The 20899-nt window shown below is 39.2% G+C and carries 20 protein-coding genes and 1 riboswitch; of the genes, 10 read left to right on the top strand and 10 right to left on the bottom strand.

Features of this window, described 5'->3' with window-relative positions; genetic code table 11:
• Positions 1–65 precede the first annotated feature (65 nt).
• Positions 66–224: riboswitch (cyclic di-AMP (ydaO/yuaA leader) on the bottom strand.
• Positions 225–302: 78 nt separating this feature from the next.
• From ACFQ4X_RS01085 to ACFQ4X_RS01070, 4 genes are all read right to left on the bottom strand, one after another.
• Complete coding sequence (locus ACFQ4X_RS01085) at positions 303–1085, bottom strand: undecaprenyl-diphosphate phosphatase (RefSeq protein ID WP_379832729.1); 783 nt, start codon at positions 1083–1085, stop codon at positions 303–305.
• 115 nt (positions 1086–1200) lie between these two features.
• Complete coding sequence (gene cls / locus ACFQ4X_RS01080; protein WP_379832728.1) at positions 1201–2712, bottom strand: cardiolipin synthase; 1512 nt, start codon at positions 2710–2712, stop codon at positions 1201–1203.
• Between the two features lie 381 nt (positions 2713–3093).
• Complete coding sequence (gene spoIIP, locus ACFQ4X_RS01075; protein ID WP_379832727.1) at positions 3094–4248, bottom strand: stage II sporulation protein P; 1155 nt, start codon at positions 4246–4248, stop codon at positions 3094–3096.
• Between the two features lie 143 nt (positions 4249–4391).
• A complete protein-coding gene (locus ACFQ4X_RS01070; protein ID WP_379832726.1) occupies positions 4392–4859 on the bottom strand; it encodes a MarR family winged helix-turn-helix transcriptional regulator in 468 nt (155 codons plus the stop codon).
• A 172-nt stretch (positions 4860–5031) separates the two neighbouring features.
• Here ACFQ4X_RS01070 and ACFQ4X_RS01065 point away from each other — a divergent pair, with 172 nt between their 5' ends.
• Genes ACFQ4X_RS01065 through ACFQ4X_RS01055 form a run of 3 tightly spaced genes read left to right on the top strand, consistent with a single transcriptional unit; the run spans position 5032 to position 7875 of the window.
• Positions 5032–5628, top strand: a complete 597-nt coding sequence (locus ACFQ4X_RS01065; protein ID WP_066286759.1) for an ArsR/SmtB family transcription factor — start codon at positions 5032–5034, stop codon at positions 5626–5628.
• Position 5629: 1 nt separating this feature from the next.
• Complete coding sequence (locus ACFQ4X_RS01060; protein ID WP_379832725.1) at positions 5630–6874, top strand: MFS transporter; 1245 nt, start codon at positions 5630–5632, stop codon at positions 6872–6874.
• A gap of 11 nt (positions 6875–6885) precedes the next feature.
• Entirely contained in the window at positions 6886–7875 is a 990-nt protein-coding gene (locus tag ACFQ4X_RS01055; RefSeq protein WP_379832724.1) for an NAD-dependent epimerase/dehydratase family protein, read from the top strand.
• Positions 7876–8104: 229 nt separating this feature from the next.
• On the opposite strand, the gene ACFQ4X_RS01050 is transcribed toward ACFQ4X_RS01055, so the two are convergent.
• The gene (locus ACFQ4X_RS01050; RefSeq protein WP_379832723.1) at positions 8105–8743 is read right to left on the bottom strand and encodes a hypothetical protein; all 639 of its coding nucleotides are present in this window, start codon (positions 8741–8743) and stop codon (positions 8105–8107) included.
• A gap of 273 nt (positions 8744–9016) precedes the next feature.
• Here ACFQ4X_RS01050 and ACFQ4X_RS01045 point away from each other — a divergent pair, with 273 nt between their 5' ends.
• Positions 9017–9556, top strand: coding sequence for a histidine phosphatase family protein (locus tag ACFQ4X_RS01045; protein ID WP_379832722.1), 540 nt, complete (start codon positions 9017–9019; stop codon positions 9554–9556).
• 89 nt (positions 9557–9645) lie between these two features.
• Positions 9646–10275 (top strand): CAP domain-containing protein, encoded by a 630-nt coding sequence (locus tag ACFQ4X_RS01040; RefSeq protein WP_379832721.1) that lies wholly within the window; start codon positions 9646–9648, stop codon positions 10273–10275.
• Positions 10276–10316: 41 nt separating this feature from the next.
• Here the strand turns inward: ACFQ4X_RS01040 and ACFQ4X_RS01035 are convergent, their stop codons facing one another.
• Complete coding sequence (locus tag ACFQ4X_RS01035) at positions 10317–11729, bottom strand: ATP-binding protein (protein ID WP_379832720.1); 1413 nt, start codon at positions 11727–11729, stop codon at positions 10317–10319.
• Positions 11730–11973: 244 nt separating this feature from the next.
• Positions 11974–12522: a TlpA disulfide reductase family protein gene (locus ACFQ4X_RS01030; protein ID WP_379832719.1), complete on the bottom strand. Its 549-nt coding sequence runs from the start codon at positions 12520–12522 to the stop codon at positions 11974–11976.
• A gap of 227 nt (positions 12523–12749) precedes the next feature.
• Here ACFQ4X_RS01030 and motA point away from each other — a divergent pair, with 227 nt between their 5' ends.
• Both motA and motB read left to right on the top strand, forming a co-directional pair.
• Positions 12750–13535, top strand: a complete 786-nt coding sequence (motA, locus tag ACFQ4X_RS01025; RefSeq protein WP_066286740.1) for a flagellar motor stator protein MotA — start codon at positions 12750–12752, stop codon at positions 13533–13535.
• Entirely contained in the window at positions 13528–14301 is a 774-nt protein-coding gene (gene motB, locus ACFQ4X_RS01020) for a flagellar motor protein MotB (protein WP_379832718.1), read from the top strand. The genes motA and motB overlap by 8 nt, the downstream gene beginning before the upstream one ends.
• 658 nt (positions 14302–14959) lie before the next feature.
• On the opposite strand, the gene ACFQ4X_RS01015 is transcribed toward motB, so the two are convergent.
• Positions 14960–16243 (bottom strand): M48 family metallopeptidase, encoded by a 1284-nt coding sequence (locus ACFQ4X_RS01015; RefSeq protein ID WP_379832717.1) that lies wholly within the window; start codon positions 16241–16243, stop codon positions 14960–14962.
• Between the two features lie 77 nt (positions 16244–16320).
• Positions 16321–17148 (bottom strand): HAD family hydrolase, encoded by an 828-nt coding sequence (locus ACFQ4X_RS01010; protein ID WP_379832716.1) that lies wholly within the window; start codon positions 17146–17148, stop codon positions 16321–16323.
• A gap of 141 nt (positions 17149–17289) precedes the next feature.
• Between ACFQ4X_RS01010 and ACFQ4X_RS01005 the strand changes: the two genes are divergently transcribed.
• From ACFQ4X_RS01005 to ACFQ4X_RS00995, 3 genes are read left to right on the top strand one after another with little or no spacing between them, the layout of a single operon-like run.
• A complete protein-coding gene (locus ACFQ4X_RS01005; protein ID WP_379832715.1) occupies positions 17290–17694 on the top strand; it encodes a GntR family transcriptional regulator in 405 nt (134 codons plus the stop codon).
• The gene (locus tag ACFQ4X_RS01000) at positions 17678–18562 is read left to right on the top strand and encodes an ABC transporter ATP-binding protein (RefSeq protein ID WP_379832714.1); all 885 of its coding nucleotides are present in this window, start codon (positions 17678–17680) and stop codon (positions 18560–18562) included. The genes ACFQ4X_RS01005 and ACFQ4X_RS01000 overlap by 17 nt, the downstream gene beginning before the upstream one ends.
• On the top strand, positions 18552–19619 hold the full coding sequence (locus ACFQ4X_RS00995) for a hypothetical protein (RefSeq protein WP_379832713.1): 1068 nt from the start codon (positions 18552–18554) through the stop codon (positions 19617–19619). Before ACFQ4X_RS01000 ends, ACFQ4X_RS00995 begins: the two co-directional genes overlap by 11 nt.
• A gap of 81 nt (positions 19620–19700) precedes the next feature.
• Here ACFQ4X_RS00995 and ACFQ4X_RS00990 read toward each other — a convergent pair whose 3' ends face one another.
• Positions 19701–20501, bottom strand: a complete 801-nt coding sequence (locus ACFQ4X_RS00990) for a glycerophosphodiester phosphodiesterase (RefSeq protein WP_379836986.1) — start codon at positions 20499–20501, stop codon at positions 19701–19703.
• Between the last annotated feature and the right edge of the window lie 398 nt (positions 20502–20899).

The following is a 20899-nucleotide window of genomic DNA, read 5'->3' as shown; positions in this document are numbered from 1 at the left end:
AAAAAGCTGTAAAAAACAAAAAAAGACCACACAAAAAAGCGGGTCCGGTTTTTCACCAATTTGACCTCTCCAGTGACATGACGCTTACGGGGTTAGCTGTCGGATTAGGGAATGGAGTATCCCTTTTTGCTTGCTTGCAAAATTCACCCCAAAAGATTGGTTCCCCCGTTTCACAGTCTCCTTTAAATTAAAGAAATTGACTGTAAATTCAGCGATCTAAAGCCTGCTAAATTTTGAATTACATATACTGTAATCCTCCGTCTTTTAATTGTCAATCCATTTTTTACGTGTTAACAAATACTTTACATTTTTCCGGAAAATTGCAATCCAAGTACGATTAAACCGATCAGCCATACATAAATTGCAAAGCCTTTTAAAGTACCGGTTTGCAATAACTTGATCATCCATTTCACAGCAATATACCCGAATAAAGCGGAGGCGATTGTACCGATAATCAAGGATGAATAAGCTATGGAAGGTGCTGTTGATGTAAAAAGATCTTTAGACTGCAGAACCACTCCGCCAGCGATTGAAGGAATTGATAAAAGAAAAGAAAAATAAGCTGCGGCTTTTTTATCAATCTTACAAAACAGGGCTGCCGCTATTGTTAAACCTGAACGCGAAACCGCAGGAAGGATAGCCGCACCCTGAAAGGTACCGATTACAAGAGCATCCCGGATTGTTATCTCCTCTATTCCTTTATATCCGTTTCGTTTAAAAGAATCTGCCCACCAAAGCAACAGCCCTGTTACTAAGAACTCCCAACCAACCGTTACACCGGTTTTCGAAATTTCTTCAAAGAAGTCCTTAAAAGCAAGTCCAATAATAGCCGTTGGAATGGTACCGACAATAAGTAATATTCCTGTTTTGCTAAATGGTTTTTTTATTACTTGTAGAATATCTTTCCAATAAACCGTCATAACAGCAAGCAATGTACCGATATGAAGCATGCTGTCGAGAAATAGTCCCGCTTCTTCCAGGTTGAAGATCTGCCTTCCCAGTAGCAGATGCCCAGTTGAACTCACCGGCAAGAATTCTGTTAATCCTTGTACAATCCCTAATATAAGAGCTTCAAGCCAGTCCATAAAAAAAATCCCCCTCAATAGATGGTCTCTCGTACAACCCTATTCTCAAGGAGGACTTTCTATTCTTTGTTTTTTGATAAGCGGTGAATCTCTTCGTCTTTTTTGTTTCTTCAGTTTAGAGAACACCTGAGAAAAGGCGGGAGAATGATTCTTTCGTTCTTTCCCATAGCCCTCTTTTATAAAATTCTACAGGACGGACCTTTGTTGATTCTTCTATGTCTTCTTCATATTGTTCAACGAGGTCGTTAACTGACTTTGTGTTAAGCAAAAATACGTTTACTTCGAAATTCAAATGGAAGCTTCTCATATCCATATTCGCTGTTCCAATAGATGCCGTATCTCCGTCAATGATGATAACTTTCTGATGCAAAAACCCTTTTTGATACGAATAGATCTCTATACCTGAACGGAGCAGCTCAGGGAAGTAAGAGCGGGTTGCATATTGAGTTAAAAATCCGTCGTTGATCTCCGGAACCATCAATCGGACCTGTACTCCTTTTTTGGCAGCGACTCTTAATGCAGTCCGGATGGCTTCATTCGGAACAAAATACGGTGTGGCGATCCAAATTGATTTTTCCGCACAAGAGATCAATGAATAATACAAATCACTCATGATTCCCAGCTGGGTATCTGGACCACTCGCAACAACATGTACGATCCCATCCCCATCTGAAGGATAGGCTTCCGTCAGATGGGAATCTTCCAATAAATCTTCTCCACATACATATTCCCAGTCCATCAGGAATATCGCGTGCAGAACTTGAACGGCTTCCCCTTCCATCACCATGTGAGTATCGCGCCAAAATCCGATATCAGGGTCTTCTCCTAAATACTCAACTCCTACGTTTAACCCACCAACAAATCCAACCTTGCCGTCAATCACGATAATTTTTCTGTGATTTCTAAAGTTAAGCTTCTGGTTAAAAAATCCGTACCTTACCGGCAAGAAGGCTTCCACAAGAATACCTGCTTTTTTCATACGGTCAATATCATATTGCTGAAGAGATAAACTGCCTACTCCATCAAACAGGAATCTTACCTTAACACCTTCATTTGCTTTTTTGATTAAAAGATCGATGATATCCTTCCCGAGACGGTCAGAGCGAAAGATATAGTATTGAATGTGTATGTACTCTTTCGCCTCTTGCAGTCTTCTAATAATTTCAGGAAAAGTTTCTTGCCCGTTCTTCAGGATCTTAGTCCCGGTATGACGATTAATTTTTGTTAATGTGATGTGATGCGCATGCGTTGCAAAGCATTGCTGATGCCGCTTCAAATCACTGAAATCAGGTTTCTCATCTTGTTTGGAAACCCTGATCCATTCATCACGATCATTTTTACGTTTAGACTTGAATAGATGTCCTTTTAAATAAAGCTGTCCTGAATACAGATAAAACATATATCCGATAAAAGGAAATAATATAAGTACATAAATCCATAAAAGTGTGTGCTGTGCGGTTCTGTTTTCCAGCATTAACGAATAGATCGTATACAAAATCACCGCAATATACAGGAGCCCGAATACCGTTTTAATGATGACATATCCTTCTGCAAAGAACACGATGTATAAACAGATAAGCAATAGTACAGTAAGGAAAAATTCCCAGATTCGTTTCATCCGCTTCATGCAATAGCTCCTTTTTCACATTCTTCTCTTTCTCTTTTTATTCCCGTCCACTGGTAATTAAAACAAGCGTTTCTCTTTTTTTATACCATTTTTAATTAGGATTTGCAGAACCTAAGCTTGTTATGACCAGGAACTATCCTTAATTTGTTAATCTTTTATACACAAGGGGGTATATCCAACAGATCAACAAGATAATTTGAAACATTAGAAGCATAATTTGATGAGTTTTCACCTTAATTTGAAAGATTTTATGTTTAATTTGACAAACTTTAGCCATTTATTGACGAACCGACCAACTACAGCAATTCTTTACCGTAACATACCCTCCAAACTGAAAGCCCCAGAGCGATTCAACACTCTGGAGCTGTCACCATAAATCATCTATTCAGCTTTCACATCTTTTTGCTTCCAATAGTACTCCGCGACTGCTTCCGCGATCGCTTCAGCACTTCTGTACAATTCATCCATGTTGTTATCGACTCCGCCAAATTCGATCAATAGCGCATTTTCATGCATGTCTTGGTTGTACACCCCATTAGTTCCCTCAGATTTATTTTTTCCGATGACCCCTCTGCTTAAGCTTGGGTACTTTTCATTTAATATTTTGTGAATCTCTTGTGCGGCTGCTTGGTTCTTTTCATAATTCGGATTCCCTTTACCAATGACAAACAGCACTTTTGCATAAGATTTCCCATCTATCGTAGCTGTAGTGGTTTTCCTGCGGGAAGAATCCCGATGCAGATCAAAGATTAATTCCAAGTCGTTATTGTTGGCCATTGCACTCTCCACAAGAGTCCTCGACATCGGATAGCTCTTGCGGTAATCTGCATTGTTCTTTCTTAGGAACTCTGTCATGTCTGTCATATCAACAGCTGCTCCGATTCCTCTGGATTCAAGCTCTTCTCCTAGCTTTTTTCCTACCATCGTGATGTTCACCTTGGAGTGAATCGCATGATCAGGGTTTGTCACTCCCTTTAGATGAGGCAAGAATGATTCCCAGCTGTGAGAATGGTAAATGTAGGCTACTCTTTTCCCTCCGGTCGTCTGTCCTGGAGGATTTTGAGGTTCAGATGGTTCCGGATCCTCGAGCCTTTCGATATCTTGCACTTCCGCATCTTCACCGCTTAAGAGCAATTCCATCGGCGGCGGTGATTCATAACCGATGTTTGTATAGTCTGTCCCTTCCCCTGCAACAATGATCGTTGAATCATAAAGTGCAAAACCAGGCAGCTCGTTTCCAAGCAAGCTTCTAATATCACCAGGCTTAATACTTGTTGTAAGCTCCAGCAAGATACTGGACAAGGCAGGAGGTTCACTCTCTTTCGGCAGTTCCTGTGTAAAATATCGATTTTCCCAGCCTATAAAATATACGAGTGCTTCCCCTGAAAACTCGGTTAACCACTTATGCATGGTGGATGAGCTCAGCCTGTACTTGTGTTCAAAGGATGTGATGAAACTAGTGGCAATGACAATAAAAAGCATGGCTCCTGCTAATAAAAGCGGTAAACGTTTCATATTTAATTGCGGGGTAAACATTTGTCGTCCTCCACTTCTTAATTCGTTTCTATCACATCCTATGCACGGAAAAATTCAAATAGAATTAAATCTATGAAAAAATAATAGAGAAAAAATGACGAAGAGATTCGCCTCTTATCAATCCACAAAAAAACCAGCCATAATCAGCTGGTCTTCGAGGAAAGCACATATTCTTCTGCGTCTGGCTGTGTACCATTTGCAAGCTTTTCATAAATATCTATAAAAGTTCCTAGTTCTTCTGATGACAAATGATTAAGGTAGTCACTGATAGAGTTCACTCTCTCATTTTCAGCTTCTCTCAAAATCTCATGTCCTTCGTCTGTGATTTCAAGATATACAATTCGACGGTCTAGTTCACTTCGGTAGCGGCTTACAAAACCACGCTTGTACAATCGGTCTGCTCCCACTGTGATTGCACTTGGCTTAACACCCATATATTCGGCTAATTTTGAAACTGTCCACTTATTCCTTACACATAATGTTTTCAAAAGAACAAATTGTGTTTTCGTTAATTCTTTTTCAATCGCAATTTCCGGGTGCAGTCGCTTTGAAACAATGTAATGTACTCTTTCTAACCTCTCCACATAGGATTTCAGATCCTTATTCCCCATACTGTGAACCTCCAGCCTCTAGTTGTAATGCGAACATTATACTAAGATTATACAAAAATTTTCACAACATTTGAACTATTTTTTACAAATAATGTGCAAAACAATTGACGTTTGGCATATTATTACATTATGATACATTCAAATATATTTGAACGTTTTAGGAGTGTTAAACATGCAAGAAATATATCACATCCGTGAGATCGAACAATTAAAGGTAATCAGTGACCCGCTGCGCATTAAAATTCTGTGGGAGATCTTAGATGAGGCAAAGACTGGTAAGATGCTTGCCGACATCTTGGAAATCCCTGCTCCAAAGATTCACTATCATCTCAAAGAGATGGAACGCGTTGGCTTATTAATTGTGGAAAGAACCGAAGAAAAGAATGGGATTATACAAAAGTTCTACAGACCTGTCGCTCAATCTTTTTCAATTACGGAAATCCTGCCTGATCAGCGTAACGCTGTAAAAGATGAACTTTCTGATGCGTTAAAGGAGAATATTCTCGTTTCCTTGGACAAAACGAAATCCATGATTAGAAAGCTTGATCCAGAAGTTCTTGCATACACTGATTCCCCGCTTAAATTTGGCTATAGACACGTTAAGCTCTCACCCGATCAAGTGAAACAGCTTCATGAAAAAGCAAAAGAAATTTCAGAGCTAATATCGGAATTCAAAAAGAATGAACAGGAAGAAGGTGAAATGTACCACTACTTCATGCTTTCGTTTCCATTAAAAGATACACCTTATCCAGAAGAGGAGATTGATTGAGATGGCACAAGCCACTGCATTAGCTGAACCTAAAATAGAATCACTATTTAAACAGCGTTCCTTTTTGTTTATTTGGGCAATAACGATTTGCTCTTCTTTCTCTATTGCTATTTTTCAATTTTCACAAAGCTGGTACGTAGTTAAAACACTTGATAAAGAAGCCTCATTAGGAATCGTTTTTATAGCTGCAAACGTACCTCGTATTTTATTCATGGCGATTGGAGGTGTTTTGGCAGACAGGATCAGCAGGACAAAAATTTTATACATGGCTAATTTCCTAAGAACGATTGTGTTATGCAGTCTGCTCGTCATGCTGGCAACAGGGCATCTATCACTTGTATCCTTTATCATTTTCGGATTTCTTTTCGGTGTTTTGGATGCTTTCGTATGGCCTGCAAATGGCTCTCTGCTGCCAAATGTCGTTGACAACGCACAGCTGACACGTGCTAATTCTGTTGTCCAAACGACACAGCAGAGCTCACTTATACTTGGACCAATGATTGGCGGATTGCTTGTTGCTTCAAGCGGCGGCTATATGCTTTCGTTTGGTGTACCAGCAGTTATGTTATTGATCTCAGCGATACTTGCCTATTTTTTAAATATTCCTGCTTCTGAAAGTTCAGGAACAAATAAGCCAGGTATGTGGCAGTCCATTAAGGAAGGAATCGATGTTGTAAAACAATCCACTTTTCTAAAAGCTTTGTTTTTAAGCACAATCTTTCTTAACGTTTTTGTTGTAGGTCCGTTAATGATGGGGCTTCCTATTTTCGTTAAAAATATTCTCGACGGCAGCGCACTTGATTTTAGTTTTATTGAAGGCTCTATGGCTGCAGGAATGCTGATTAGTTCAGTGATTATCGGTATTCTAAATATCAAAAAAAGACGCGGATTGATGGTAACCGTCTCTTTATTCACAATGAATATTTTCTTTTACTGGTTTAGTCAAAGTTCTTCACTTTACGTTTGTATGATGGCGATCTTTTTTATCGGGGTTACCTTCCCTGCGACCAACATTCCTCTTATCTCAGCGGTTCAATCATCTGTGGATAAAAAACTGCTTGGACGCCTGATGGGACTTTTAACGATGGCAAGTATGGGGCTTGCTCCCTTATCTCTAGCTGCTACATCCATGCTGATCTCATATGGATTTACAATTGATAACATTATGGCTGGCGGAGCACTTTCTTTAATTATTGTTAACCTTTTAATCATGTGGAAACTTCCTGCATTAAGAAAAATGGAATAGGCGGTGTAGAAATGAAAGTATTAATCATTGGCGGCACACGTTTTTTAGGAAGGCACTTGGCAGAATCTTTTTTAAAAAATAAACATGAGGTCACTTTGTTTCATAGAGGTAAAACAGCTGCTCCCGGCATTTTTCAAGGTGTTGAAGAATTAATCGGTGACCGTGAACAAGATCTTTCCCTGTTAGAAAACAAAAGCTGGGACGCAGTACTGGATACTTGCGGGTATTTTCCAAAACAAGTAAGGAAAACAGCAGAAGCTCTTCATAACAATGTATCTTCTTATATTTTTGTGTCATCTGTATCCGTATATGCAGATCAATCTGTCCGTTATTTAACCGAAGAAGCTAAAACAGCTGTCCTAAAAGATCCCGACACAACTGAAATGGGTGAAAACTATGGTGCACTGAAAGCTGCTTGCGAAAAAGAAGTCCAAAAGGTATTTGGTGAACAGGCATTGATCATTCGTCCAGGATTAATCGTTGGTCCTCACGATTATACCGACCGCTTTACTTATTGGCCTCATAGGGGTGCGCGCGGCGGAGAAATTCTTGTACCAGAAATGATTGATCCAACTATCCGATTTATTGATGCACGGGATTTAGCGGATTGGATCGTACGTATGGCAGAAAATCAGGAAAATGGTGTATATCAAGCGGTTGGCGATAGTTATAACTTCAATAATTTCGTTCAAAAATGCATACCTAATACAACAAATGCTAACATTGTACCTGTTCCAGAATCTTTTTTATTAGAAGAAAAAGTCGGTGAGTGGGTTGAGATGCCCCTATGGATCGCAAGTGAAGAATATCGTGGACTTGATTATGCTGATGACTCGAAGGCCAAAAATAAAGGACTCGTTTTTCGTTCAATAGAAGAAACAATTCAGGATACAGCTGCCTGGTCACTATCAAGAGATTTAGACTGGGACCAATGGAAAGCGGGATTACACCCTGATAAAGAGGCATCCTTATTGCAAAAGTGGAAACAAAAAGTTAAATAAAAAATAAGCTGGCACATGAGGACCTATCCTTAATGAGCCGGCTTTTTTAAAAGAAGTGAAAAATACATGAATGCCCATGGCACTTGTCCATACCATTTATTCCTTAAGGACATATAGTAGGATTGTGAGATACAAATCTCTCCTGCTGGCAAGAGGTCAGCAGAGCAATTCCCTACCCCCATTTCTTCATCATGCGTTCGGTTTTCTTTACCATAATCCTTCTTTAGGATTATGGCTTTTTTATTGAAAACGGAGAACGCGTTTCGTTAAATTGCAGGTATTTATTTAAATGAGCGGGAAGCTCTCCTTTTTGAAATACATACTGAATATCTGATAATGGAATCTCCAAACGTGCCAGTGCTGGGTATAGCGGCAAAATTTCTTTTGGTTCATAGGATTGATGATAGCTATTAATCGCCTCATTTGTTTCCTTCTCAACTGAAATTCGATAAGCATGAATTTCTTGAATCTGCTGAACCATCATTAAGTACTCTGCCTTCAGCCGCTCTAATTGATCGATTTTTTTCTCCATACTTACTTTCGCAGTATCGAGCTCACGATCTCGGGATGTGTAAACCGTTTTTATGTATTCTGAAAGCCTGTCATCTCTATTCTCTTTTAACTCATCTAGATGTTCCATGGCTGCACGTTCTTTTTCCATTGCTGCCAGATAACTGTTTTTTGCTTCCGTTAAATGTTCCATCGTAACTTTTGTATTCCTTACACCGTACTCATTCAATAGATCTTCATATTCATTAGAAGCCCATTCTTTTTGTTTATGCAGCTGCTGCCATTTCTCTTGTGCTCGAGCTATATCATCATCGTATTCTTTTTTCATTTGTTTAAAATGATTTAATTCAGGATACATAACAATCTCCCTTCGTCTTTCACCATTTATAGTATTCGGGAAGGAATCAGGTTTAACGTCTCGAATGAAAAATAAGGTTCTTTTTGTAAGTGGTTGATTTCCACTGCAGGATGCTCGCTTTCCGCGAGGCGTGCGGTGAGCCTCCTCGGAGCTGTGCTCCCTTAGGAGTCTCACCTGTCCCGCTGATCCCGCAGGAGTCTCGCACCTTTCACTCCAATCAACTTGTCAAAGAAGAGAGCCAAAAAACAACATCTATATAAGTGAGGATATATAATGAAAATTATAGCTGTCAGACACTGTAAAGCAACTGGACAAGAAAGTGAAGCTCCATTAACAGAAGAAGGCTTACAGCAAGCAAAGGAGCTTGCACGTTTTCTTGAAGGTTATCGATTCGACTATGTCATTTCAAGTCCTTTCAAGAGAGCTGTAGATACCATAAAACCATACGCAGAATTAACTCATACCGATATTAAAACGGATGAACGGTTGGCCGAGCGCATACTTTCGACTCAAACAGATCCAGATTGGGATTGGAGATTTCATTTAAAACGTACATATAATGAAGAACATTTAAAGTTTCCTGGAGGAGAGTCTACATTTGAAGCAAAACAGAGAGTTCAGTCTCTCATACAAGAACTAAAGGATGCTGGCCATAATTCTGTATTGCTTGTAACGCATGGAAACTTAATGAGTTTATTAATTAACCACTACGAGCCGTCCTTTGGATTTAAAGAATGGGAGCTCTTAAAAAACCCTGATGTATTCATGATTGATATTCAAAATAATGATGTAACCAACTTGTGGGTCGTTTAAACTGGTACATAATTCCAGACCCCCAACCCTCCTACAAAAGTCCCGAAACATGTACACGTAAGATAATTTATTAGGAGGGGAAACATCTTATGAAAAAATTAGTAGTAGCATCAGTATTGGGCGCTTCCCTATTCGGCGCAAACGCAGGAATCTCAGAAGCGGCATCTACATGCCCATTTGCTTCTTTAAATAATAATCAGCAGCAAGCACAAGCTGCTCCAGCACCACAACAACAACAGCAGCAAGCTGCACCGGCACCGGCACCGGCTCCAGCACCTCAGCAAGAGCAGACTCAAGCTCCAGCTGAAGAAGCACCAAAAGCTGAAACAAGTGCAGAACTTACTGCAGAAGAGCAGCAAATGCTTGACCTAGTAAACCAAGAGCGTGAAAAGCAAGGTTTACCAGCATTAAAAGCTGATCCTGAATTAACAAAAGTAGCTCGTGTTAAAGCAAAAGACATGATCGACAACAACTATTTCGATCACAACTCACCAACTTATGGTTCTCCATTTGATATGTTGAAGCAGTTTGGTGTGGAATATAAGACAGCTGGTGAAAACCTAGCAGGAAACTCTTCTGTTGACGGTGCTCATACTAGCCTAATGAACTCTCAAGGTCATCGTGAAAACATCTTAAAATCTGACTACACAAACGTTGGTATCGGTGTAGTTGACGGTGGTCAATATGGTAAAATGTTCGTTCAATTATTCAAAGGGTAATATACTTTAATACAAAAAGCTTTCCCGATTGGGAAAGCTTTTTAATTTTGCTTATCAACAGGTAATGAGATAATAAATTTTGTTCCGATCCCTTTTTCGCTCTGCACATCAAGCTTGCCGCTATGATGTTTAATAATGTTATTGCTGACCATTAAACCCAGCCCTGTTCCTTCATCCTTGGTCGTGAAAAATGGTTTTCCGATCTTTTTTAATACCGATTCTTCCATACCGCATCCGTAATCACATATTTGTATCTGAACATATTTAGAATGCGGACACATTTTTATTGTTACATCTACTTTATTCCCTATTGATGAAGCTTCAATTGCGTTTTTAATAAAGTTTATAAAAACTTGTTTTAATTGCATTGGATCACAAAACATAAGCGGGATTCCATCCTCGAAATCAGTTAAGATTTCGATGTTCTTCATTATGGCCTGCGTGTTCAATAGATCAACTGTATCTTTTATAATCGCCTCAATACAGGTCAATTCAAAGTTTTGTGAATTGCTTTTGGATAAAACCAAAAATTCCTTGATGATATGTTCAATTCTATCAACCTCAGATAAAATTATGGATAAATACTGATTAAAATCATCTGTTTGATTTTGGATAAGCTGAACAAATCCCTTTAAGGAAGTTAATGGATTCCGAATCTCATGTGCCACCCCTGCCGCCAGTTCTCCCACAACATTAAGTGTTTCTGCTTTCAAGAGTTTTTGTTCAGTTAATTTTTGATCTGTAACGTCTTTAAGGATTGTCACATGCAAAAAATCGACCATATCTTTTTCACAAGAGTATTCAATTTCTTTATAATAACCGTCAGGCGTTCTATAACGAAACTCGCCTGAGATTTTTTTGCCGTGCATAACCTCTCCCCATTTTTTCCGGATAACATCCCGGCCATTCTTCATAAAAAAGGTCTCGGCATTCTTTCCTATCAGTTCTTCTCTGGATAGTTCCAATAACTCACAAGCTCTTTCGTTTACTTCTGCGATCTCCATATTTGAACGGCATAAAATAATGGCTTCAAGTGCATGGTTAAACAACTGTTTAAATTTATTATCACGAATGCTTTCGGACTGGTCTTTTAAAGACACCATGTATGAAGTACCAATAACTTGATTCTCACCTAAAACAGGATACAGAGTAGTGCGGACAGTATGAGCTGCTACTTCTATTTCTGCCGTCTGCGTTTCTCCTGAGAAAGCTTTTTCTATTTGAGGTGTCCAGCTTGATACTAGTTCTTTTGAATGCAGTTCATAAAGCTTTGTCCCAGCTGCCGGTCTAACTGAAACCCCAAGAGCATCATACATCGCACCAGAAGAATGAGTAAAAATATAATCACCTTTGTCTTCTCTTTTCAGTCCAAAAAGATGGATGGGGCAATGTGAAAGTGTACTTTGAAAATCTGCAATACGTTTTATATCAATTTCTTCATATTGCTTGTTCATTAAGTAGTCCCCTTCTCTTACATAATCTGATACGGGTTTTAAGCACAATCAATAGTCCTGACATTCAGTAAGTTCCGCTAATACCTTAATTCGACAAAAAGAATATCTTCCCTATTGGTCAACTTTCCCATTTTTTCAGAATAAGGATACGGGTCTTTAGGATTACTTTTTAAATTGAAACTTTATCGAATGAAATAAAAAAACCTTTGTCCATAATCGACAAAGGTTTTAAAACTTACCTCATTTAATTCATACTCTTTATTTCATCCTCCATAAACTTATAGTCCATCGGTCCTATATGCATCTTCGTGATGGTTCCTTCTTCATCAATAAAGTAGCTAGTCGGTATCGAGACCGCTCTGAACTGTTTTCCAGTTGTATTTTTTTCATCGAGCGGAACTGGAAACGCAAGTTCATATTCTTTTACAAAATCCCTGATTTTATCAGGTTTTGTTTCAGAGTATTCTAAGTTAACTGCCAGGATCTCTACATCCTTCTGTTTATATTCCTGATAAAACTTCTGCATTTCAGGCATTTCTTCACGGCAAGGCGGACACCATGTTGCCCAGAAATTTAATATTACTTTTTTTCCCCTATATTCTTTAAGTGAGATCTGTTTTCCATCGAGTGTATTAAGTGTAAAATCCGGCGCCATACTTCCTGGTTTCAAACCGGTATTTTGTGCAGCTGGTGTCTGTTTTTTCGCCTCTTCATTTTCTTTTTGTGATGTATATAATGCAAGACCAATTAAACCTGCAAATATAAGTGTGAGAATAACCGGCTTGAGCTTCAATTAAATTCCTCTTTTCACTTCATTTTATCAACTTCCATCTTATCAAAAACAGGCAGCAATTGTCTTTTTCAGCTGCCGCTCTACTAAACATTTGTTTAAAATTTATTCCCCGATTGGTGTTTTTCCATCATTTATCATTAAGTTTCCCCTTATCTTTCCGATATAAAAGAATATCTGGCATACACGAAATTAGCTACAGAAATAAAAGATAAAGTGGGGAACATCTTATGGATCGCTCAAGTTTAATAGGGGTTATTCTTGGAATTATTGCAATTGGAGTCGGAATGGTATTAAAAGGTGTCAGTCCGGTTTCTTTACTCAACCCTGCAGCACTGTTAATTATTTTTGCTGGTACTGCTGCAGCCATTCTAATCGCATTTCCTATGAGTGAAATAAAAAAAATTCCAGCATTGTTTAAAGTACTTTTTCAAGAACAAAAACTCATTGATATGAAGGATCTTGTAACGATCTTTATCGAATGGGCTACAATCGCCAGAAAAGAAGGCCTTCTTGCCCTTGAACCTAAAGCAGAAGAAGTAGATGATCCATTTTTACAGCAAGGAATTAAGATGATCGTTGACGGTCAGCCTCCTGAATTTATTAAAGACGTGCTATTAAAAGACTTAGAAACCATGGAAGAACGCCATGCGTCTAACGCTACAATTTTCACCCAAGCTGGCACTTATGCTCCTACTCTTGGTGTGTTGGGAGCTGTTGTTGGCCTTGTTGCTGCATTAAGCAATATGGCAGACATCGTTGCACTAGGCTCTGCGATTTCAGCAGCATTCATCGCAACATTATTCGGGATCTTTACCGGTTATGTACTTTGGCATCCATTCGCCAATAAATTAAAACGCAAATCAAAGAAAGAAGTCATGATTAAAGAAATTATGATTGAAGGATTGTTATCTATTCAAGATGGTACATCACCAAAGATTTTGGAAGAAAAACTTTTAACGTATATTCCGACTAGTGAACGCGACCAATATAAAGCGGGTGGTACAGTTGGCTAAAAAGAAGAAGCATCATGAAGATCATGTAGATGAGTCATGGCTCATTCCCTATGCTGACATGCTTACATTGCTTTTAGCTCTATTTATTGTTCTATTTGCAATGAGTGAGATCGATGCCCAAAAGTTTAAGCAGATGGCAAGTGCATTCCGAAATGAATTTACAAGCGGTACGGGAGTAATGGAGGAACAGGCGCCAATCCCTACTCCAGATTCAACGCCGATTCCTGATGCTGCAAAAGAAATCATATCGAAGGAAGAAAAAGAACGTCTCGAGGATGCTAAGAAAGAACTTGAAGCTCTAGAAAACTTGGAAAAAAGAATCAATGCATTCATTCAGGCTAACAATCTTACAACAAGCCTTCAAACACAGCTAACCGAAAACGGCCTCTTGATCACCATTTTAGATAATGCCCTGTTCGATTCCGGAAGTGCAACAGTTAAGCCTGGATCCAGAGAGATCGGCAAGAAGTTATCTGATCTCCTTGTTACGAACCCTCCGCGCAATATTGTAATTGCAGGACATACTGACAATGTGCCGATCAGTACAGCTAATTTCCAATCTAACTGGGAGCTCAGTGCATTCCGCGGTATTAACTTTATGCGAGTTCTGCTAGAGAATCCCGCGTTAAAACCAAATCAAGTAAGTGCAAGCGGATATGGCGAATACCGGCCAAAAGCTGATAATAAAACAGCTGAAGGCAGAGCGAAGAACCGCAGGGTAGAAGTTTTGATTCTTCCAAATGTAAGCTTACAGGCAGTGAAATAAAACTCAGGTTTCCTTGTAAACCTGGGTTTCCCTCATAAAATTCGAGAACCGCTCGTAAATCTCAAAAATCGCTCATAAATCTCGAGAACCGCTCATAAATCTCAAGAACCGCTCATAAATCTCGAGAAGCGCTCATAAATCTCAAGAACCGCTCATAAATCTCAAGAACCGCTCATAAATCTCAAGAACCGCTCATAAATCTCGAGAAGCGCTCATAAATCTCGAGAAGCGCTCATAAATCTCAAGAACCGCTCATAATTCTCAAGAACCGCTCGTAAAACTCAAAAACCGCTCATAAACACGAAAAAGCTGGCCGGGAAAGTGGATATCATCCACACTCGGCCAGCTTTTCTTTTATTTTGGTTATTTTCTAAAGCCTTTTTTCTAAAAGATTGTTGCTTTCGGGTCATTTTTTCATTCACTACATTGACAAATTGGAGCGCAAGGTGCGAGACTCCTCGAAAATGAAAATCACATTTTCTTCGTGCGATGTTAAGCTGTCAAAGCCTTCCTTGTCCTGCGGGATGAGTGGGACAGGTGAGACTCCTAACAGCGCAAAGCGCTAGTAGGCTCACCGCACACCCCGCAGAAAGCGAGCATCCTAGATCGGAAATCAACCACTTACAAGAGCAACAATTATTACGAAAAAAGCCTTAAATTAATGAGGTAACTGCTCCTTATCCATTGTTTTCCCTGTATTATAACTGTCTAAAAAGTGGATACGCTCAAGCATTGTTGGATGGCCATACAAGAACCACTTCACAATTTTTGGCGGATTAACCTCACTCAGTGATACAGTTGCCAACTGCTGAAAAGCACCAACTGCTGCTTCAGGATTCTTTGTCATCTGAATCGCGTACTGATCAGCATCCCGTTCTGCTTTTCTGGAAACAGCATTTTCCACTGGAGATACCGCAAAGCTAAGGAGCGAGAATATCAGAAGCAAAGCAGGAAGAGCGGCGAGGTCCCCCACTCCTTTAACACCCCACGACTTACCGTATTTCTCAATCCACTTGCGATAGATGATATTACCAAGCCACAAGCCCAAGAAAGAAAGAACAATCGAAGAAATCAGATTCCAATACAGGTGATTCATCACATAATGTCCGATCTCATGAGCCATGACAAACAACACTTGGTTATCACTCAATTTATTTAACGTAGTATCCCATAAGACAATTCTCAAGTTAGAACCGATTCCGTTAACATATGCGTTTAAGGCGTTCGTCTTTTCAGACATGTTCACTTCATACACATTTTCAGCAGGTATATCCGCTTTGTCCGCTATGTTAAGAATCTTTTCTTTTAAAGCTTCATCCTGCAGCGGGTAGAACTTGTTGTACAAAGGATCAATTACGACAGGCTGAATAAAGTATAAAAACACCGTAAAAGGAATGGAGAGCAGCCATGCAAACAGCCACCATTTCTTTTCATATTTTTTAATGAGCCAATACATGACTCCAACCATAAGCGTTGTCAGTGCCCAGCTGATCCAGAAATCCACAAGACCATCTCTCATCCAGCTATGAAAGGATTGGACAGATATGTTATAGCTTTTTGATACTGTAAAGCTGTAATAGCGGAGCGGGAATGTTAACACCCAGCTCGCAAACGACAGAAGCAATACATAGACCGCCGTATGAACGATCGAAAATTTTGTTAGTCCGCTTGAAGCTTTTCGAAACCATTTTGACAGTCCAAAACCTAGAACAAATAAGTAAATCATCCATTCGAGTGGTACAGAAATAAAGTACAAAAAGTCCTTTATCCTTGAGAAATCAGTACTCAACTCAAGTTCTCTGTCCGTCATAAACATTGCCGGGTCTGCCGCAGATCCCTTAAGGTCTACTGGCAGTGCCGAATCGGCTCCGTGAAACAAGTAATACCACATCAATGCACCGTATATAGCAAAGCCTAGCATAAACCACATGGATTTTTTCAAAACACATGCCCCCTTTTATACCTACTATAAATTGTAAGGGGATTTGTCCAATTTAGAACAAGTCATGAGATAATTTTTTATAAAGCGTTCGTCAAGGTTGGAATAATTGTAAGATTTTCGTGTTCAACTTCTATACGGTTTGGCTGTATGTAGATTGCTTTTAGTCCCATTAACAAAGCTGGTGCAATTTCATTAATAAAATTGTCACCGATTGATACGGCCTCATGCGGCAGCACACCAAATTCGTCCAGAATGGTTTGCATCTTTTCTTTTGTTTTCAGCGGCTTGTGTCCTTCTGTAACAAGGGCATGAAACATCCCGTCCAGCTCAAGCTCGTTAAGCAGTCTTTTTACATCTTCTTTTTCGCTGTTCGAGAGAAGGACTAGCTTCTTTTCTTCTTTTAAGCGAATCAAACTGTCTTTCAGCCCAGGTGTTTTTGTTAAATTAAACTGATCTGTAACCATATATTCTTTCGTAGCGTTATAACATTCCCACGTATCACTTTGCTTCAATCCAAAATGCATAGCTGTCGCATATGGGAGCCACCAGCCGTCACCAATTGCAATCAGGCGTTCAAAATCATATACAAGTTCACCCGCATATTCCTGTTTTATTCTTTCTGCTGGCCAGTCTTCCCCATCAAATGAGGTAACCTTTGTTACCTGAAGAGTCATAGGGTCAACAGTTACACTTGTATCGTGTTTTATATCATATACCTTCCCGATCCCAACAGGGTGTGTTCCCTTTTTCATGTTTTCATATGTATCCCAGAAAGCCTGTCGCTTATCTTCAGCAACTCGCTGCTGCATCAGCCTGCAATAATAATCAAAATGATCTGTGTCTTCATAAAGAGTTCCGTCCAGATCAAAAATCAGCAGCTTTGCTTCATCAATCAAGTGTTTCATGCTGAACACCTCCTGCAATTATTGTAGATTTCTGCATTATAAAAAGTAAAGAAAAGTACATTGACAGGAATTTACTAATCCTGTATGTTATAAGTGTACTATATAGAGTAATACACACATAGTATTTAAAGGTGGGATAATATGATTTTAAATTTAGATCCCCGAAGCAATACACCAATATGGGAGCAAGTCGTCCATCAAATTAAAGAGCTGATTTTGAAGGAGATCCTGCAGCCCGAAGATAAGTTGCCTTCGGTAAGAGAACTATCAGGAACATTATTGATAAATCCAAACACAGTAAGTAAAGCGTACCAAGAACTGGAGCGGCAAGGCATCATCGAGACCCTGCGGGGAAAAGGCACTTTCGTTTCTGCTTCCATAACCCCTAGAGCCGATGAGCAGAAGATTGCCGAAATGAAGCAGCAGATCAAACAGCTTGTCATTGATGCTTCGTATTTAGGAATCGACCAGCAAACGTTGGCACTATGGATAAAAAAGTTTTCTGAAGAGCTTGGAGGGAATAACGACCATGTTAAAAATGATTAATGTTAGTAAAAAGATAGATGGACGCCAGGTTTTAGAACATGTCAATATTACTCTTGAGCCAGGTATGATTGCAGGCATTGTCGGCCGTAACGGAGTTGGTAAGTCTACTTTGCTCAGAACACTTGCGGGAATTCTCGACCCAGACGAAGGCGAAGTAACATTTAATGATATAGATATCCACCAGCAGCCTGGAGTTAAGCAAAAGCTTACTTATGTTCCTGATTCTACTGAAATCTTAAAAACTTACAACGTTAAAGAGATTGTGAAACTGTATGATGCAATCTATGAAGACTTTGACGTTATGTATTTTTACTCATTAATGGATCGTTTTAAGCTCCCAAAAAACAGAAAGCTTAGAACCTATTCCAAAGGGATGAAAGCTTTATTTCTTATGATTCTTTCATTCTCAACAAAAGCTGATTTTTTTATTTTGGATGAACCGACAAACGGATTGGATCCGATCGTAAAACGAAATATTCTTCAATTTATTATTGAAGAAGTAAGTGAACGTCAATTAAGTGTCCTTATTTCCACTCATCACCTTGAGGAAGTTGAAAAGATTGCTGACGTGCTCATTATGATGAAGGATGGTCAGATTGAGTCTACCACTTCAATCGAAGACGCTAAATCATCCTTCAGGAAAGTTCAAGCCGTTTACAAACACTCTCTACCTGAGAAAATTGCAAACTTAAACAACGTAACTATTCTTTCTCAAACCGGTAGAGTGTACACGCTGATGATCAAAGGCAATATCGAGGCGACGATGGAAAAGATGCAGCAAGAGCAGCCTTTATTGTTAGAAGAGCTTCCGATGACACTTGAAGATATATTTATTTCATCGCTTGGAGGGGAATCACATGTTTCATAAAGGATTATGGATGAGAAATCAAAAATTAGCCGCGCCCGCTGTTTGGGCCGTTTACCTCTCTTTATTCTTTTTTCTGCCTTTTTTCTTTTTTGGGGAAGCACAAAGCCTTCAAACACAGGTAGACGAATTCGATTTACAAGCATCACAATTGAGCTTTAGTTTTCATGGTGTTCAAATCGCCTTGTTTATGACGCTGATTCTTGTAGGGTTTGCCTCTTTGCTTATCGGGCCAGAGAGAACAACACATTCTACTGATCTGACATTTTCGCTTCCTTTTAAAAGAAAAGATATTTTTCTTTCAAAATGGATGTTTGGTGCAGTACATATTACTACTGGACTTTTAGTTAATCTATTATTATGTATGCTCATTGTAAGATTTACGATTCTTAATGAAATTGCTGATGCCACATTTTTATTGGAATTCATGATCTTAGTAATCCCTTTTTCTATCGCCATATTCACATTTAGTATGTTTATAGGTACGATCGCGGGCAGCATGATATCGCAGTTTATTCTAAGTTTTATTTTCTTGTTCTTCCCGATCGGTTTCTTTTCTTTAATTGGGACGTTCCTGATGTTCCACGGGGTTCAATTAGATATGTTGAATGGTCTTAACGAGGGATCTTTAAACACATTTGGAGATTTTATTGCAACCGCTACACTGCCTGTTCCAGTGTTTGAATTCGCCTATTATACGGATGTTGTTGATAATATCTATGGTTCTGTATCAGATCATACAAGAATGCCAAATTATCTTATATTACTCTCTCCGCTTATTTATTTTGCGGTAACTTTTCCACTGGGGATTTGGTTTTTCAGCTGTACGAAGAACGAAAACAATGGAAGATTGCTTGTTTTTGAAAAAGGAAAGCGTTTCTTCAGCTTTGGTGTAATCTTTTGCTTCGCTCTTGCGTTTGGTATGGCGGGCGGAAATCTATTTAGTTCTTTTAATAATCCGTCTTTAATCAGCTATTATTTTTCAGCTTCGATTGGCGCAGTACTTAGTTACTTCGTGTTAAGAAAGATCATGAATATTCGATTAGGGTTAAGCAAATAAACTTAGAGCGGATCAACTTCCGCTCTTTTTTTGTTGAAACAGAAAAAATGCAGCTGACGCATATATGCCAGCTGCTTTTGTTTATCGTCCTTTTTTCACTTCATTCAACAGGTCTGGGAAGTTTGTGAACATTCCGGTTACGCCCCAGTCGATTAGTTTTTGCATTTCTTCTTTTTCATTCACTGTATAAGGATGTATCTCAAGTCCGTTTTGAACGGTTTTCTGAACATACTCCTTGTCGATCATAGCACTGTTTGGTCCGATACCGACTGCATACTGTTTAATAGCTTGAACTTCAGCATCAGAAACGGCAGCTGGTGATGTATACCACATTAGCTGTACTAGTTTTATAGAGGGGTCAATCTCGTTCATTTTCAATAAACTTGCAGAGCTGAATGACTGCACAAGTAATGTATCTTTGTTGATTCCGTATTCATCAACCATCTCTGCGAGTTTTTCTTCCATCCCAGGATAGACTTCAGGCGACTTTGTTTCGATATAATAGTTCGCATTCTTTCCGAACGTTTTGAACACTTCTTCTAACGTTGGCACTTTAAGACCCTCATACTCAGGGTTTGCTTTTTCCGGATATTTCTCATTGAACCAGCTGCCTGCATCAAGTTCTTTAATTTCTTCAAGCGTGTAATCTTTAACCTGTCCTGTTCCATTCGTAGTACGGTCAAGTGTTTCATCATGCATGGCGATAAGCTCACCGTCTTTTGTCATCTGAAGATCTACCTCTATGTAATCCCCATGCATTTGTTCACCCATTTTGTATGCAATTAAAGTGTGTTCCGGTGCATAACCAGAAGCACCTCGATGTGCTACATTTAATATTTCTTTCTCTTTTTCAGCTGCATCAGCTGTAAATCCTGATACCATAACTGTAAGGCTTAACGCAAGAGCCCCGATAGTTGCTTTGAACATGATATTACACTCTCCCTTTGTTGTCAGTGAAGTACTCTCTCACATTAACAAGGGAGTTTGAAGACTTGTTTACACCTGCGTAAATCCGATGTAAAGAAATTATAAATAATGGCTGTTTTCGTAAGCTTTGTTCTCTTGGAAGTAGTTGATCTCCGTTTCAGGATGCTCGCTTTCCGCGGGGCGTGCGGTGAGCCTCCTAAACTACCCTCGCTTTTAACTACTTTGAGCGAAAAAGGAAGATTTTGAGCGAAACATAAGGCAGTTTGAGCGCAGCTAGAGAATCTTGAGCGTAACTCGACGTTTTTGAGCGTAACTTAAAGAATCTGAGCGAACGTGTAATAATAAGAGAACAC

This window comes from Fictibacillus halophilus, assembly GCF_042680145.1.
Classification (GTDB): domain Bacteria; phylum Bacillota; class Bacilli; order Bacillales; family Fictibacillaceae; genus Fictibacillus; species Fictibacillus halophilus_A.
The sequence above is the reverse complement of the archived record's forward strand: the minus strand, read 5'-3'. Positions and strand labels throughout refer to the sequence as shown.

Excerpts from the sequence above, each read along its gene's own strand:
- ACFQ4X_RS01005 (WP_379832715.1), top strand. The coding sequence starts at position 17,290 with ATGATTTTAAATTTAGATCCCCGAAGCAATACACCAATATGGGAGCAA.
- ACFQ4X_RS01035 (WP_379832720.1), bottom strand. The coding sequence starts at position 11,729 with ATGAACAAGCAATATGAAGAAATTGATATAAAACGTATTGCAGATTTT.
- cls (WP_379832728.1), bottom strand. The coding sequence starts at position 2,712 with ATGAAGCGGATGAAACGAATCTGGGAATTTTTCCTTACTGTACTATTG.
- ACFQ4X_RS01070 (WP_379832726.1), bottom strand. The coding sequence starts at position 4,859 with ATGGGGAATAAGGATCTGAAATCCTATGTGGAGAGGTTAGAAAGAGTA.
- ACFQ4X_RS00995 (WP_379832713.1), top strand. The coding sequence starts at position 18,552 with ATGTTTCATAAAGGATTATGGATGAGAAATCAAAAATTAGCCGCGCCC.
- ACFQ4X_RS01060 (WP_379832725.1), top strand. The coding sequence starts at position 5,630 with ATGGCACAAGCCACTGCATTAGCTGAACCTAAAATAGAATCACTATTT.
- spoIIP (WP_379832727.1), bottom strand. The coding sequence starts at position 4,248 with ATGTTTACCCCGCAATTAAATATGAAACGTTTACCGCTTTTATTAGCA.
- motA (WP_066286740.1), top strand. The coding sequence starts at position 12,750 with ATGGATCGCTCAAGTTTAATAGGGGTTATTCTTGGAATTATTGCAATT.
- ACFQ4X_RS01010 (WP_379832716.1), bottom strand. The coding sequence starts at position 17,148 with ATGAAACACTTGATTGATGAAGCAAAGCTGCTGATTTTTGATCTGGAC.
- ACFQ4X_RS01055 (WP_379832724.1), top strand. The coding sequence starts at position 6,886 with ATGAAAGTATTAATCATTGGCGGCACACGTTTTTTAGGAAGGCACTTG.
- ACFQ4X_RS01040 (WP_379832721.1), top strand. The coding sequence starts at position 9,646 with ATGAAAAAATTAGTAGTAGCATCAGTATTGGGCGCTTCCCTATTCGGC.
- ACFQ4X_RS01085 (WP_379832729.1), bottom strand. The coding sequence starts at position 1,085 with ATGGACTGGCTTGAAGCTCTTATATTAGGGATTGTACAAGGATTAACA.
- ACFQ4X_RS01050 (WP_379832723.1), bottom strand. The coding sequence starts at position 8,743 with ATGTATCCTGAATTAAATCATTTTAAACAAATGAAAAAAGAATACGAT.
- ACFQ4X_RS01000 (WP_379832714.1), top strand. The coding sequence starts at position 17,678 with ATGTTAAAAATGATTAATGTTAGTAAAAAGATAGATGGACGCCAGGTT.
- ACFQ4X_RS00990 (WP_379836986.1), bottom strand. The coding sequence starts at position 20,501 with ATGGTATCAGGATTTACAGCTGATGCAGCTGAAAAAGAGAAAGAAATA.
- ACFQ4X_RS01065 (WP_066286759.1), top strand. The coding sequence starts at position 5,032 with ATGCAAGAAATATATCACATCCGTGAGATCGAACAATTAAAGGTAATC.
- ACFQ4X_RS01045 (WP_379832722.1), top strand. The coding sequence starts at position 9,017 with ATGAAAATTATAGCTGTCAGACACTGTAAAGCAACTGGACAAGAAAGT.